The 15,109-nt window shown below is 37.3% G+C and carries 11 protein-coding genes; 6 read left to right on the top strand and 5 right to left on the bottom strand.

Annotated features, from left to right (window positions below; all coding sequences use genetic code 11):
* Positions 1 to 30 precede the first annotated feature (30 nt).
* On the top strand, positions 31 to 2,361 hold the full coding sequence (locus tag JR347_RS07410; protein ID WP_205723414.1) for a penicillin acylase family protein: 2,331 nt from the start codon (positions 31 to 33) through the stop codon (positions 2,359 to 2,361).
* On the opposite strand, the gene JR347_RS07405 is transcribed toward JR347_RS07410, so the two are convergent.
* The gene (locus tag JR347_RS07405; protein WP_205723413.1) at positions 2,358 to 2,975 is read right to left on the bottom strand and encodes a nucleotidyltransferase family protein; all 618 of its coding nucleotides are present in this window, start codon (positions 2,973 to 2,975) and stop codon (positions 2,358 to 2,360) included. The genes JR347_RS07410 and JR347_RS07405 overlap by 4 nt on opposite strands.
* A 124-nt stretch (positions 2,976 to 3,099) precedes the next feature.
* Between JR347_RS07405 and JR347_RS07400 the strand changes: the two genes are divergently transcribed.
* From JR347_RS07400 to JR347_RS07385, 4 genes are read left to right on the top strand one after another with little or no spacing between them, the layout of a single operon-like run.
* Complete coding sequence (locus tag JR347_RS07400) at positions 3,100 to 7,119, top strand: tetratricopeptide repeat protein (protein WP_205723412.1); 4,020 nt, start codon at positions 3,100 to 3,102, stop codon at positions 7,117 to 7,119.
* Between the two features lie 34 nt (positions 7,120 to 7,153).
* A complete protein-coding gene (locus tag JR347_RS07395; RefSeq protein WP_205723411.1) occupies positions 7,154 to 9,169 on the top strand; it encodes an OmpA family protein in 2,016 nt (671 codons plus the stop codon).
* Positions 9,166 to 11,349 (top strand): hypothetical protein, encoded by a 2,184-nt coding sequence (locus JR347_RS07390; protein ID WP_205723410.1) that lies wholly within the window; start codon positions 9,166 to 9,168, stop codon positions 11,347 to 11,349. Before JR347_RS07395 ends, JR347_RS07390 begins: the two co-directional genes overlap by 4 nt.
* Positions 11,350 to 11,380: 31 nt before the next feature.
* Entirely contained in the window at positions 11,381 to 11,785 is a 405-nt protein-coding gene (locus JR347_RS07385; RefSeq protein ID WP_205723409.1) for a DUF2141 domain-containing protein, read from the top strand.
* Positions 11,786 to 11,889: 104 nt separating this feature from the next.
* On the opposite strand, the gene JR347_RS07380 is transcribed toward JR347_RS07385, so the two are convergent.
* Genes JR347_RS07380 through JR347_RS07365 form a run of 4 tightly spaced genes read right to left on the bottom strand, consistent with a single transcriptional unit; the run spans position 11,890 to position 14,332 of the window.
* Positions 11,890 to 12,321 carry a c-type cytochrome gene (locus JR347_RS07380; RefSeq protein ID WP_205723408.1) on the bottom strand — a complete coding sequence of 144 codons (432 nt, stop codon included), beginning with the start codon at positions 12,319 to 12,321 and terminating at the stop codon, positions 11,890 to 11,892.
* The gene (locus JR347_RS07375; RefSeq protein ID WP_205723407.1) at positions 12,311 to 12,925 is read right to left on the bottom strand and encodes an SCO family protein; all 615 of its coding nucleotides are present in this window, start codon (positions 12,923 to 12,925) and stop codon (positions 12,311 to 12,313) included. The genes JR347_RS07380 and JR347_RS07375 overlap by 11 nt, the downstream gene beginning before the upstream one ends.
* On the bottom strand, positions 12,922 to 13,461 hold the full coding sequence (locus JR347_RS07370) for a CopD family protein (RefSeq protein ID WP_205723406.1): 540 nt from the start codon (positions 13,459 to 13,461) through the stop codon (positions 12,922 to 12,924). The genes JR347_RS07375 and JR347_RS07370 overlap by 4 nt, the downstream gene beginning before the upstream one ends.
* A gap of 49 nt (positions 13,462 to 13,510) precedes the next feature.
* Entirely contained in the window at positions 13,511 to 14,332 is an 822-nt protein-coding gene (locus tag JR347_RS07365; protein ID WP_205723405.1) for an MOSC domain-containing protein, read from the bottom strand.
* 71 nt (positions 14,333 to 14,403) lie between these two features.
* Here JR347_RS07365 and JR347_RS07360 point away from each other — a divergent pair, with 71 nt between their 5' ends.
* A complete protein-coding gene (locus tag JR347_RS07360; protein ID WP_205723404.1) occupies positions 14,404 to 15,084 on the top strand; it encodes a Crp/Fnr family transcriptional regulator in 681 nt (226 codons plus the stop codon).
* The last annotated feature ends 25 nt before the right edge of the window (positions 15,085 to 15,109 follow it).

The raw sequence follows: 15,109 nt of genomic DNA, 5'->3' as shown, positions 1-15,109 counted from the left end.
GAAGGTTAGATTTACTTCAATAAAATTGACATGAGAGCTGTTAAAAAAATCTTCCTAACTCTACTTGTAGTTGTATTTATTCTTGCCATCGCCTTTACTTTTTACTTATCGGGCTTGAAGCCAACTTATGACGGTCAGCTACAACTGCCCAATCTGAGTAGTGAAGTAAAAGTACATTTCGATAACCATGCCATCCCACATATTTATGCAGAAAACACGATGGACGCATATAAGGCTTTAGGCTATGTACATGCTCAGGAGCGCCTTTTCCAGATGGAGCTTATGCGAAGAATTGCCCCTGGAAGGCTCTCAGAAATGTTTGGAAAAGACTTATTGGAAACTGATAAATTCTTCAAAACAGTAGGTATCCATCGTATGGCAAAGGAAGAAGCAGCACGACTAAAATCTTCAAACTCTATAGAATTTCAATTGGCGCAATCATATTTAGATGGTGTCAATTATTTTATAAAAAATGGTCCCACTCCTGTTGAGTTTACTTTGTTGGGTTTAGACAAAAGTGAATACACCATTGAAGACATTTACAATGTAATGGGGTATATCTCATTTTCTTTTGCTCAAGCTCAAAAAAGCGATCCTATCGTTACTGCCATAGCTAAAAATTTAGGGCCTGAATATGTAGCTGATTTAGACTTAGCAGGGCATGGTAAAACTGAAATGATTAGAAACTATCCGCAAAATGCTACCATGGAAAAACTGTCGGCCAAAGCTGATGAGATTATGAATTCATTACCTGCTCCTACCTGGATTGGAAGTAATAGCTGGGTGGTCAATCCAACGAAATCAGCTACTGGTGCGGTTATCTTTGCGAATGACCCACATATGGGATTCAGTCAACCTTGTGTTTGGTTTGAGGCACATGTTGTAACGCCAGAATGGGAAAGATATGGCTACCATGCTGCCCTATTTCCTTTTGCCCTGTTGCTTCACAATAGAAATTATGCCATTGGGCTTACCATGTTTGAGAACGATGACATTGACTTTTACTATAATGTTGAGCCAACAGCAACCATTAAAGAAGAAATTAAAATCAAAGATGCTGACCCCGTAACTATTGAGGTTCAGATTTCAGAGTTTGGGCCAATTGTTAGCGATGTTATTGATGGATTAGAGGACAAACCTATTGCCATGTGGTGGACGTATTTGCAAACAGAACAGGAATCAATGGAAGCAATTCATCTTTTAAACCATGCCAAAAACATGGATGACGTTAGAAAGGGAGCTTCTAAAATTAAAGCTCCGGGTTTAAACGTTATGTATGGAGATAAGGATGGAAACATTGCCTGGTGGGCCAGTGCAAAGCTTCATTTACTCGGGGATAATGTTGACAGAAATCTTGTTTTAAATGCCAAAGATTCTACCCATACTAATTTCCGATGGTTAGATTTTACTGAAAACCCACAGGCAGAGAATACACCTTGGAATTACGTTTATAGCACGAATAACCAACCAGATAGTATCAGAGGTGGCTATTACCCCGGGTATTATGCCCCGGAAGATCGGGCTCTTAGAATCACCAGCCTTCTTGAAAGTAAAGAGAAAATTTCTGTTGATGATTACAAGGCTTTCTTTCTGGATAACACCTCTACAGTATCAGCAAAAATAGCACATGAGTTTGCGAGGCAAATAGAGCCTCAAAACGAGCTACAAAAAGAAGCAAAAGAACTTTTGGCTAATTGGGATGGTAGTCATTCAAGAGAATCTAAAGCGCCAGTTATCTATCAAAAAATTATCTACCACTCACTTAAGTTAGCGATGGAAAACAAGCTGGACTCTGGTCAGTTTGAAGGATGGCTAAATACCCATTTAATGAAGCGAACTTTTGATCCTTTATTCCATAATGACTCTTCTAAATGGTGGGATGATCTTAAGACGGAAGCTAAAGAAACCAGAAAACAAGTATTTAATAAAGCTTTTGTGGTGAGTTTGGAAGAATTAACCGCTCAGCTGGGTGATGTGAAAAAATGGAAATGGGGGAATGTGCATACGCTTGAACACCCCCACCCCATTGGAAAAGTGGAAATGCTGAGAGAATACTTTAATGTAGGTACCTTTAAAATGGATGCAAGTGACGCTGTTTTGAATAAATTATCCTTCGTAAGAACCTCTACTGGCCTTTACCCTATTACATCTGGTCCTTCAACCAGAAGACTGATCAATTTTGCTGATATTGAAAATTCACAGAGTATTTTACCAACTGGTCAAAGCGGAAATCCATTAAGTGATTACTATGATGATCAGGCAGAGTTTTATACCAAAGGCAAATGGCGTAAAATGATGATGAACAAAGAAGAAATCGAACAAAAAGCGATGGGGACCGTGATTTTTAAATCAGAAAATTAGGATGCCCGGTTTTGCCGAATTTGGTTGAAGAAATTGAGCCAATCTTGTTCGGTATTAATATTTACAGCGGCATTATCAAACTGCACTCCATGAGAACCAAATGCTGAAGTTAAGGTAAAAAGATTTTCATCATCTTTTAATTTAAAGATGTCTTTAAAGTGATTCTTCCCGATCAATATAGGCATGTATATTATTTGGTTATTTATCGATGAGACGATCGAATTTGCTTCACCATGAGCATTCATTATTTTCCTAATCAACTCAGAATCCACATAAGGTTGATCGCAATTAAGAAATAAAACTCCTTTTAAATAAGGGTAATGCTTATGGATATAGTTAAACCCTTCTTTAATGGAAGTTGCTACACCTTTATTCCAGTTTAAATTAAAGACAACCTCTACGTCCAATCCCTTTGTTTCCTTTTCAAATCGATTGTAGTTATATCCCAAAACACAAACCACTGGTTGAGTGACTCGACTTGCCATTGATAAAGTGCTTCTCAAAAACGATTCATTATTAACTTCCAGCAATTGTTTGGGAAAACCCAATCGTTTACTTGCTCCCGCAGCTAATACGACTATACCATACTCATTCATAGGGATAATTATACCCATTATCGGGTATAACTAAATGCCCCAAAAAGGGGGTAATTTGCAAGAATTTTAATCGGTTAAATACATAAGCTTAATAGTGGGGTAACGACTAATTATTAACTTAGTAGATTATAAAAGAAACTACATGATTCAAAGAGGATTAGCTATACTGGTTTTCATTTGCGGTGCAGGATTTTCAGTTCAGGGACAGGATTGGGTGAGTATGTATAATACCTCTCTTCAGGAATATAATGGTGGCAATCTTGAATCAGCATTGGTAAGTGCCAAAAACTGTCTTAAAACTTATCAAAGCCAGGATGGCTCTCTCTCCGGCAATTACGAGAGCATTTTAAGACTCCTTACTGATATCTCATTTAGCATTGGCAACTATGAAGAAGGTTTAGAGTATTGCAAAAAAGAACTTGATGTTAAAAGCAAAACAGGAAACTTAAATAATCTTGAGCATGCCAATGCATTATACAACAAGGGTTCTTTAGAGTTAATTCTTGGTAAAGTAGAAGAGGCTTTAGCCACCTTCAATAGTGTAAATGATATTTACCAACAGTTTTATACCGCGGCAGATCAGGCCTTGATTGACTGTCAGTGGAAAATAGCTAACTGCCAATATATTCTAGGTGAAACTGAAAATGCATATGAAATTTACAATGCTACGGTACCAAACTACAACATAGATGAAGGATTATCTATGGACTATGTGCAAGCCACTTATGATTTCTCTAATATTTTAATAGATAGGAATAATTACACTGAGGCTTATCGCTACATTCTTATTTTGGAAAGTGTATATGAGCAATTGGGTGATGGCACAGAGTATGAGCAAGCGTTAATTCATACAAATAAAGGATTGTGCCTACACAAGGCGAACGACTATAAAGGAGCAGAAGAAGCTTACCTTGAAGCAGATAACTTATTTAGAAGTATCAACGAGGAGAATAGTCAGGCTTATTTTAACATGATAAACCTGAGAGCAGTAAACTTCGAGAAGCTAGGTGATCCTAACCGAGCGGCCAAGTTATTAGAATTGATTGGCGATTCGGGTGATGACGCCTCTAAAAGCTTGGCAAGCACTAATGAAGGCATGATGCGCATGCAGGAAGGTAAATATGAAGAAGCCGAAAATTCTTTTTCAAATGCCCTTTCCTCTATCGATAAAACAACCAACCCTAAAGGCTATGTCGAAACCTCTATAGATTTAGTAAGTGCGAAACTGGCTCTCAACAAACTTGAAGAAAGCAAGACCATCTTAGATGAGATTAAGCCGGCAGTTGATGGACTTAATACAAATGATGAATTGCGTGCTAAATATTTATATCACTCAGGTATTTACAAAAATGCTATTGGCAGCTGGAATGATGCATTAACAGACTTTGAAAGTGCGCTAGCCATTTTAAACACTACATCAAATACAGGCACTTTAAAAATGAATACATTAAGTGCCATCGCTGTTGTTCATCAGGAAAATGGAGCCTATAAAAATGCTGAGAACTACTTTATGCAACAATTGCAGCTGATGGATCAAAACAACTTAAAAGGTACTCTATCCTATGCCATCACATTAAATAATTTAGGTATTGTAAAGCAAAACCAGGCAGAGTTTCTGGATGCACAAAGTTATTTGGAGCGATCAAAAAGCATAGTTACTCAACAGGCAGGCACCAATAGCGATGAGTATGCAGGAGTAATTGAAAACCTGGGGTTAACGCTTACACAACTTGGCGAATACAGCAGAGCTGAAGAATTAATAAATCAAAGTATCCAAATCAGAAAAAGCAATGTAGGTGATGCACACCCGGCATACGCAAATGCATTGCAGAATTTGGGTAGACTAAAGCAGCTTAAAGGAAGGTATCAGGAAGCAGAACCGCTTTTTGCGCAAGCTCTGGAAATGAAGAAAAAAGCCTTTGGTGAATCTCACCCTGAATATGCCAATGCATTAAACAGCTCTGCATTATTGTATCAAACCATGGGTAACTTTGAAAAAGCCGAGCCACTATTCATTAAAAGTGCCGATATATTTAAAGCCAGATATGGCTCCAATCACCCTGAATATGCAACAGCATTAGAAAACTTAGCAACCCTCTACAAGCTTGAAGGTAAAAATGAGCAGTCTTTACAACTGCTAGAAACCGCACTTGAAATCGACAAAAATATTTACGGAACCAACCACCCAAGGTATGCGACTACTCTGCACAACCTGGCCTCATTATACGAAGGTTTAGGCAACGTGGAACAAGCAAGTAGCTTATATCAACAGGCACTGGATATTGACAAGGCCGTTTATGGAGAAAAACACCCTGCATACGCGTCAACGCTTTACAATCTGGCAACGCTAAATCAGCAGTTGCAACAGTTTGATCAGGCGGAAACGAACTTTAAAAAATCATTGGATATCAGAAAAGAAATTTTGGGTGATAATCATCCAGACTATGCGTATTCATTATATGGTTTGGCAGGGCTTTACCATGGTACTAAACGACTGAAACTAGCCAAACCTTACTATGATGAGGTGATCGTAAATTACTTATCACAGATCACTGAATTCTTCCCTTCACTGAGTGAGAATGAAAAAGGAGCATTCTATGCCAAAATCAGACCTGTAATTGAGTCGTATCAAGATTTTTGCATTGATTATGCACGTGGCTCAGAGCCTGATGCTAAAAGTGCTATTGGAGACTTGTACAATCTACAGCTAAGAACCAAAGCCCTACTCTTGCACTCTTCTAACAAAGTGCGGAATAGAATATTTTCAAGTAATAATCAGCAGTTGATAGATGAGTACTTGTCATGGACCGAGCTGAAAGAGCGCCTTTCTAAATACCTGGCTTATTCTGAAGAGGAGCTAAGAGAACAACAAATCAATATTTCAGATCTCTCCAATGAGATCAATAGCCTTGAAAAGTCACTTTCACAACGGTCCGAATTATTTGCCGAAGATGTAGATCAAAAAGCATTCAAATGGCAAGACATTCGCGATGTATTGAATGAGGGCCAAGCTGCTCTTGAGATAATCCGAGTAAAGAAACGATTTGCTAAAGACTCTGTATTGTATGTTGGGTTAATCGTAAAGAAAAATAGCATAGAATCACCAGAAATGGTACTACTAAAAGATGGTGAGAAACTAGAGAATCGCTTTTTTAATTATTATAGAAATGCCATAAAATTTACTGTGGGCGATGATATCTCTTACAAAGAGTTTTGGCACCCATTTGATAAATATCTTGACGATGTAAGTCAGGTGTATGCCTCAACGGATGGTATTTTCAACAAAATCAATATCAATACCTTATGGGACACTGATAATAGTGAATATGTGATTGATGAATATATTGTAAGAAACATAAGTAATACTAAAGAAATATTAATAGCAGATAATGATGGATTCATTGCTGATAACACTGCTCAGGTATTTGGTTTTCCAGATTACGATTTGGCAAATGAAACCGAAATTGACAATACATTAGCTAGAACAAGGGCAAGTGAATTTGGATTTAGTGATATTATACCTGAATTGCCAGGTACCAGAGATGAAGTAAACAAACTAAACGAGCTATTAGGGGAAAAGGCCTGGGACGCCAATTTATACCTAAGAGAAGATGCCAGTGAAAACAAATTAAAAAGTATTGAGCCACCTAAGCTTCTACACATTGCTACACACGGTTTCTTTAAAAGCGATGTAGTTTTTGAAGAATCTTTAGATGAGCAAGCTAGCTTTAATAATGCAGAGAAAAACCCTTTATTTAGATCAGGTTTACTTTTTGCAGGTTCTGCACAAACCACACAGGCTAGTAATAATTTTGATCAGGAGGATGGGGTTTTAACAGCTTATGAGGCCATGAACTTAAACCTTGACAATACAGAGCTTGTTGTATTGTCAGCTTGTGAGACTGGTATTGGCGAAGTAAAAAATGGTGAAGGTGTGTATGGCTTACAGCGGTCGTTTATGGTGGCAGGTGCTAAAGCAGTTATTATGAGTTTGTGGCAAGTAGATGATAATACTACTCAGCAATTAATGGTTAATTTTTACAAGAACTGGTTAAGCGGAACTAACAAATTCGAATCTTTTAAAAATGCGCAATTGGAACTTAAACAAAAATATGCAGACCCATTTCATTGGGGAGCATTCATCATTATCGGAACAGACTAAAGGATAACTACATATGGTTAAAAATTTATTTTTAATGCTATGCCTTATCCTTTTTACGGGCATGGAACAAATTGCTGTAGGTCAAGCAGATACTGTCGACTACTCAAAAACAAAGCGGATTATAGAAAACCTCAGTGACCCTGCAGCAGTTGAGTATGCTCCGTCAATTTCTGCTGATGGAAAAACAATCATCTTTGAAGCTAACAAAGGTGGCAGCTACAAGCTGTTTGAGTCTAAATTTATAAATGATGATTGGCAACTTCCTGAACCCATCGAAAACGTAAATAACTTTGGGGACTCCACTGACTTGATAGGGGGACCTAGTATAAGTTTTGATGGCAATACCCTTTATTTCTTTGCATCTATTGGTTTTGGTAACAGTTCTGATATCTATTATTCCACAAGAGATAAATCCGGTTGGAGTGTACCACAAACTATTGGGGCAGCTATCAACACGGATGGCTACGAAGCCTTTCCTTCTATTTCTGCGGATGGTAAATACTTATATTTTGTAAGGCAAAACATGGAAGGTCCGCAATCTCGAGACCTAAAGAGATATGAAGGCTTTTGTTCTTCAATTTGGAGAGCAGAACGGAATGCAAACGGAGAGTGGGGTACACCTAGAAAATTACCTTACCCAATCAATCTGGATTGTGAAAAAGCACCTAGAATTATGGCTGATGGTAAAACCCTTATCTTTTCATCTAACAGGCCGGGTGGGCAAGGAGATTATGATATGTACCAATCAACTTTTACTCCATTAGGAGAGTGGTCTAGACCGGTGCCATTAACTTATGCCAATTCTGCTGCGAGCGATCAGCTACCAACCATAGCCGCCCAAGGAGATTTGATGTATTTTGTATATAACAATCAGGATATTTATTCAGTGGTCATCCCACCAGACTTACGCCAGTTTGTGAATAACATTATTCAAGGGAAAATTACGGATGCTGACACTGATCAGGGCATAGCAGCTAAAATTATTGTTAGGGATGCGTTAACGTCCAGTATCATTTCCGAAATAGATAATAACCCTGAAGACGGTGCTTATACTGTAGTATTAGCAGCAGGAAAGTACTACAACATCGAGGTGGTAAAAGAAGGTTATTCGAGTTTCATTCAATCTTTTGACTTGAGAAAGGTCACCACTTACCAAGAGAGTGAAGTAAATATTGAGTTATTTCAAAATGCTTTTTTAGATGTGGCTGTTAGTGATGCTGAATTATTTGAAGGGTTGGTGGCTGATGTGCAGGTAAAAAGAGACGGTGCCTCCACCTTCTTTAAAACGGTAAAAACAAGGTTGCCAAATGGCACAACACAAATAGCCTTGCCAATTGGTTCTAACTATGAGTTTTACGTATCCGCACCTAATTTTAAAAGTGAGCTTTTCACGCTTGACTTATCCAACCTGGTGCTTTACCGAAACTTTGAAAAAGAGATCCCACTTGTACCTGAGAAAAAAGAGGTAATGATCAATGTGGCAGACCTTGTGAACAACTCCAGAGTAAAATCAAAAATTATTCTTAGAAATAAAGATAGAGATGAGCGGATTGAAGTAGATGGAAACAACATGGTTTCGCTTCGTGTGGGTGATAGATATGAAATTGAAGCCACCAGTGATCAGGGATATGCCTTTAACTCAACCACATTGGAAGTTGGTAAAAACTCTCAGGGTGTAGACCTGAAACTTTTGAAGCTAGAGCAAAATGCTAAGTTAGAATTGAAGGATATTTTGTTTGAGTCAAACTCTGCAACCCTATCAGACATCTCATATATTGAGTTGGAGCGTGTAATCAAACTGATGAATGAAAACCCAACATTGAGGGTTGAAGTTGCTGCTCATACAGATGACGTAGGTTCCGATTCTTATAACAAAATCTTATCTAACAAGCGTGCCAATAGCGTTGTCACCTTTTTGGAGGAAAACAAGATTGCCGAAAATCGTTTTGAGTATAATGGGTATGGCGAATCTCAACCAAAAGTAGCCAATGACTCTGATGAGAACCGAGCTAAAAACAGACGTGTTGAATTAATAGTAATAGGAATATGAAAAAACTACTCATCTTTTCAGCAGTGCTATTGGTGGCATTCCCATTACTTGGCCAACGATACAAAGACGTACATCCATTATTGGCCAAAGCTTCTGATGAAGAAGCACTATCTATCTTAAAGTCTTATATCATTGAAGATCTGGATCATCCTAATGCTAATTTTAGATTAGCTCTTATTTATGAGAAAAGGTATTTGGAAAGTGACCCGATCACAGAATATGAGCGGGCAATGGCCAACGCTAATGAAGCCAAACTGCGATTTACAAAAGCTGCAGCGGTAGTGGATGATCGGGAGGTAAGTAAAAACGAGGGGTATTATGTTGAATTTGCCACCGGATTTGATAGTAAAGGCCGCCCAATAGTTAGTTATAATACAATTAATCAAAAGATTAGAAATGCATATGATTCAGCGAAACTGTTTACTGAAAAAATGCCCCAGATTTATGAATACTTTACACGGAGTGTAGATTACCATGATCGAGCCATTAAATTGTTTAATGAGATTAATGGACAATTTAATAGCAGAGATAAGTTATTACTGCTGCATAACACCAATCTTCAATTCAAACTGGAAGATTTGATTTCAGATTACGACAGTAGTATTGTGAATCTTGATAAATATTTAGCGGCAGGTAAAGGGTATGATCCTGACCATTTTAATCAATCATATAAGATAAAAGAAATAGATACCTACCGATTGCAAGGTTTGCTTACCAGCCCCAATTTCCTAACGAAGAATATCGAAATATGGAATTACAAAAAATGGGCACAGGAGGTAATTAAGGAAGTTGAAACAGAAGTTCAAACCCTAAGAACACAGCTAAATGCAGCTGAATTAGAGCTGTCAAACAAATTAAAGCCAATGAGCCCTTTGGTGAGCATCCCTGATTACACACCGTATCAATTAGATAATAAACTCATTTTTGAATTAGTTAAATACGATGCTCAGTCATTACCATTGGCATTGCTAAAATACAAACAACATAAGCAGGATTTAATTTATCAATTAGGCCAGGTGAATGATAGAGATACAACAGGTTCCGATCAGGTTTATTTGGTAAACCTTGGCGAATTGATTTATAAATCAAAAGATGCCGATAGTTTAATACAAATAGTGGAATCACGCGTAAATGAAGAGAACTATGAAAAATACGAGAGTTTCTTTCATACTCATTACAAAGGGTTACCGGGCATTAACCAATTTGTTACTGATGAGAAGAAATTAGTTACAGATTCTAAAAATACAGGGGTGAATGAAATGCTATCAACGCTTAATTCATTGTCTGAAAATAATGTAAAGAATGCATCAATATCTTATAAAAGAAGCAATATATCACTCACCCCACAAAAGCTTATTAGCCTTGATTCACTTAACAGTGAGCCATTGACAATTGCCATTGCCGAAAATGCCGATGGCAGCAAATACTTATCGGGTGTTCAAAAACAAAAAGATAATTCAGTATTGGCGTTTTTGTTAAAAACTGATGCGAACAATCGAATTAAATGGTACAAAGAATACGATATGAGCGAAGTTGGCGGAGGCATTAACGAAGTTGGAGGCATGGCGATTACCCCTGAAGGTTGTGCGATAATGATTCGTACAAAAGGTGTAAGTGGAATGTCTAACACGCTGTATTATGTTAATGAAAATGGTGAAGAAATATTTAAAAAGCCGCTCGATTTACCGCTGTACCCTCGAGAAATCAAATACATTGAAGCTACTAATGCTTTTGTAATGGTTTATAAAGGAGCGACCATTAAACAATCAATTAATACCAAAGAAGCAGCACAATTGATTAGCGTGAACATTTTAGGAGATGTACTTTGGTCTCAAACGTTCGAGTATGCAGGAACCATCGTTGATTTGCTAACGCTGGATAAAGGTTTTATGCTCGTTGGTAACTACTCTGAAATTACTGACGAAGAAGGCAAGAATTACCGTACTAGAATTGCAAGTGGACAAACCATCGCTTTTGCAGCTCGTTTTGGTAATAATGGTAAAATGATCTCCGTTCAACCTGTTGAATCAACAGGTAATTACTTCATTAATGATGTGATTAAAGTGAATGATAAGATTATCAACTTACTGGGAAAATCGGGTACTATTGAAACACCTGAAAGCAAAAACGTTCATATAATAGTGAATTACGGGCCTGACATACTGCACTCTGACATTTAAGCTGTATATGTATATCTATCTCCTTATTTCTATGATTTCGCTATCGTTTCTTCAACCCGCTGTAACGGAACAGGCAAGCTTATCCATAACGATTAACAAGGTTGAATCACAAAAGGGAAACTTAATTGTAGCGCTATTCAACAATGAAGAAAGGTTCTTGGAGGAGGACTTTTTAAATCAACAGATTTCAGTAGCCGGCAAAAATGAGTTTACAGTAACTTTCAATAATATTCCTAAAGGCAAGTATGCGGTAAGTATCATTCACGATGAAAATGAAAATGGTGTTTTAGATACGAACTTTGTGGGCATACCTACTGAAAGCTTTGGTTTTTCAAATAACAAAATGGGCCGTTTCGGACCGCCTTCATTTGAAGATTGTGGAATTGAACTAAACGATCATCAGGAAATAGTTATCGACCTGAGGAAGATGTTGTGATTTCACTCAAACCCCTTTAGTAATTTTCTTTTTGTATTCCGATTTACTTTTTTCATTCAGTTGTCCCCCGCCAGCGGGGGATAATTTAAATAATTTCTCAAGAATTACTCGCAGCTTTTCAGCGCACTTTCTACTTCTTTAATAGAAACCATACGATGCTCATTGCCCCAACTATTAGTGATGTAGGTAGTCAGTTCGGCAATTTCGAGGTTAGTGAGTGTGCCAATACCCGGCATTGGTTGGTTGAATGTAACTCCATTGACAATTATCTCGCCTTGCTGTCCGTTTTTCTGAATACAAATTGCCCTATTAATGTCAGCCATTAAATAATCAGACTTAGCTAATGGTGGATATAATTTGGCCAAGCCTTCCCCGTTTAACTGATGGCAGTTAGCACAATGAATTTGATACAACTGCTGCCCTTCCACCAAGTATTGTTCAAACTTCACATTTTGAGAAGCAGAGGCATTTTCAGAGCCCTTCTTTCCGGTGCAACCTGCTACAAGAAATATTAATAAGAATAACTTACTTTTCATATTCTTTTAAAAGTCTGTCAATATCATTCATCAATTTATCAACCGCTTCAGGTTTAGTCCCATCATACAAACCTCTAACTCTCCTTTCTTTATCTATTAATATAAAGGCTCCGCTGTGTAAGTATCCACCAGGTGCTGTTGGATCTTCACTTGCACTAACCATATAACTTGTCTGCCCTACTTTAAAAATATCTTCCTTATTACCCGTTACAAAATGCCATTTATCAGATGTAACACCCAAGCGATCAGCAAATTCTTTTAGAACAGCCACCGTATCATGTTTTGGGTCAATACTGTGCGATAAAATCATTACCTCCGGATTATTCTCAATTTTATCATACACACGCAACATTTGAGTTTTCATTATTGGGCAAATAGTTGGACAAGAGGTGAAGAAAAAATCAGCCACATAAATCTTGTCTTTGAAAGTATCTTGTGTCACCCAATTGCTATCCTGATTTACAAATTTAAAATCAGCTATTTTGTGGTAAATAGTATCACCAGCATCCGTGACCTCGCTCCTACCATAGATTTTCAAGCGGTTCTCCTCCTTTTCACAAGCCAAAAGCGATAAGCCAATTATTGCCACCCAGATATATTTCATTTTTTCTCTCGAATATTTTTAACCAACCTTACGGCTGCCATAATTAAAACACTAAAACAAATAAGCCCAATAATCCCCCAAACAAGGCTTAGGGCACTTTTTAGAACTATAATAAATACTATACCTACTAACAGAATAGTAGCCACTTCGTTCCATATTCTTAGCTGTATTGAGGTGCGTTTATAAATACCTCTTTGTTGATTTTTGAATATCCCATGGCATATAAACTGATATATATAGAGAAGAACTACCAATGCTAATTTGATATGCATAAATCCTTGGGTGAGGTAATCAAATCTATAAACGAATAATAAAAGAGAACCAAAAATCAAGGTTAAAATGGCGGAAGGCCAGGTAATAGCATACCAAAGTAATTTTGCATTCTTCTGATACTCCTTTTCAAGTATGGATTTTTCAGGTTCTGCTTTTTGACTTGCCTCGGTTTGATAAATAAAGATTCTTACAATGTAGAACAAACCCGCAAACCAGGTGACAACAAAAATTAAATGTAATGCCTTTATGTATAGATATGACATGCCGTAAAATTAAACATCAACTTTGGTTAAGCTTTAAACTTCAAGGTTTTTATTCAATACTCTCATAAGGGTCTTGTTTTTTAGAGGTCACCGAGATATCATCACCAACTCGCACCTCTTGCCCCGAAAGTAAAACAGAATTTTCTCCGAAAACCATCTTATCATTTATCTTTTGCTTGAAGAGCGTTTTCAAGGGTTCCTTCCCTATTTCAGCGGTTTCAGGATTCATAGTAGTTACAATACAACGTGTACAAGGCTTAATACATTGAAATGTAGTTTCACCAATGATGATTTCTTTCCATAAAAATTCGTCATAAGGTTGGCCTCCACTAAATATCAAATTAGGTCTAAAACGTTGATAAGTTATATCTTCTTCGATTTTATTATTTAAGTCTGAAACCGAAGATTCACCAACAATTAAATAAGGATATGCATCTGCCAGACTCACGTGATTTTCCTGTTTTACCCAATCAGGTTGTACTCTTCTTGGAGATTCGTCTGGCAAATAAACCAGCCGGCATGACATTTTCAATTGTGATGAAAACCATTTATTTATCGAGTCTGCAGCTACAATCCCATCAACTGAATCATCCCAAATTCTAACTGGCACTTTTTGGCCTTCTGTAATATCAAAAGGCACATTAATCGACTCATCAGATTCCTTGTTTTTAACAACAAAGCCGTCATCAGTTAATTCAACAGTAAAAAACAAGAACTCTTTATGCTGTCTGATGGTTAAGAACTTGTTATTATCATCTACCAACATGAATCTTCTATCGTACTTTAAACCTCTTTCAGTAACTAAAGAGCTTTGAAGTTCAATGCCACCTAAAGATTTAATGGGATAGATAATAATGCGTGATAATTTCATAAACGAAACGAACTTTGATCTTTACTAACTTAACAATATTCAGTAATTTCATTGATTAAACGCCACCAGACATGAATGAAAAATCCAACCTTTGGTTTTTTGAAGAGGTAGACCTATTTAATGTATTATGTCCACATAAAACTGCAGGCCTACAGGATAAGCATGAGTTTACAACATACAAAAAGAATGAGTTTATCTATTTTGCTGATGAGCAGGCAAAATATATTTACATGATTGCCGAAGGGCGTGTTAAAATAGGTCATTACTCTGATGACGGTAAGGAGATTGTGAAAGCCATTTTAGGCGCAGGTGAAATTTTTGGTGAGTTGGCCCTTACTGGTGAAGAGCGCAGAGCCGATTTTGCCCAAGCCATGGATGATAATACCAACGTGTGCCCAGTAAGTATTGATGAAATGCGTGGGCTTATGGCCGATAATAAAGAGCTGAGCTTTAAAATTTACAAGCTTATTGGTTTACGCATCAGAAAGCTCGAAAGAAAAGTGGAGTCGCTTGTATTTAAAGATGCCAGAACAAGAGTAATAGAATTCTTGAAAGATGCGGCAGCGTGGAAGGGCAAAAAAGTAGGCTTCGAAACAATGATCCCTACTAAACTTACTCACAAGGATATCGCTAATCTAACCGGTACTTCAAGGCAAACCGTTACAACCATTCTTAATGAATTAAAGGAGGCCAATCTTATTAATTTCGATAGAAGAAAGATTCTAATTAGGGATTTGGAGCAACTGAAATAATGAAAAACTAATTGTAATAGCTTAT

It is taken from the genome of Fulvivirga lutea, assembly GCF_017068455.1.
Lineage (GTDB): Bacteria > Bacteroidota > Bacteroidia > Cytophagales > Cyclobacteriaceae > Fulvivirga > Fulvivirga lutea.
Note: the sequence above shows the minus strand (reverse complement) of the source record. Positions and strands in the feature narration are given on the sequence as shown.

Coding starts and splice junctions, on each gene's coding strand:
- JR347_RS07405 (WP_205723413.1), bottom strand. CDS start 2,975: ATGGGTATAATTATCCCTATGAATGAGTATGGTATAGTCGTATTAGCT.
- JR347_RS07390 (WP_205723410.1), top strand. CDS start 9,166: ATGAAAAAACTACTCATCTTTTCAGCAGTGCTATTGGTGGCATTCCCA.
- JR347_RS07370 (WP_205723406.1), bottom strand. CDS start 13,461: ATGTCATATCTATACATAAAGGCATTACATTTAATTTTTGTTGTCACC.
- JR347_RS07380 (WP_205723408.1), bottom strand. CDS start 12,321: ATGAAAAGTAAGTTATTCTTATTAATATTTCTTGTAGCAGGTTGCACC.
- JR347_RS07410 (WP_205723414.1), top strand. CDS start 31: ATGAGAGCTGTTAAAAAAATCTTCCTAACTCTACTTGTAGTTGTATTT.
- JR347_RS07400 (WP_205723412.1), top strand. CDS start 3,100: ATGATTCAAAGAGGATTAGCTATACTGGTTTTCATTTGCGGTGCAGGA.
- JR347_RS07395 (WP_205723411.1), top strand. CDS start 7,154: ATGCTATGCCTTATCCTTTTTACGGGCATGGAACAAATTGCTGTAGGT.
- JR347_RS07375 (WP_205723407.1), bottom strand. CDS start 12,925: ATGAAATATATCTGGGTGGCAATAATTGGCTTATCGCTTTTGGCTTGT.
- JR347_RS07385 (WP_205723409.1), top strand. CDS start 11,381: ATGATTTCGCTATCGTTTCTTCAACCCGCTGTAACGGAACAGGCAAGC.
- JR347_RS07360 (WP_205723404.1), top strand. CDS start 14,404: ATGAATGAAAAATCCAACCTTTGGTTTTTTGAAGAGGTAGACCTATTT.
- JR347_RS07365 (WP_205723405.1), bottom strand. CDS start 14,332: ATGAAATTATCACGCATTATTATCTATCCCATTAAATCTTTAGGTGGC.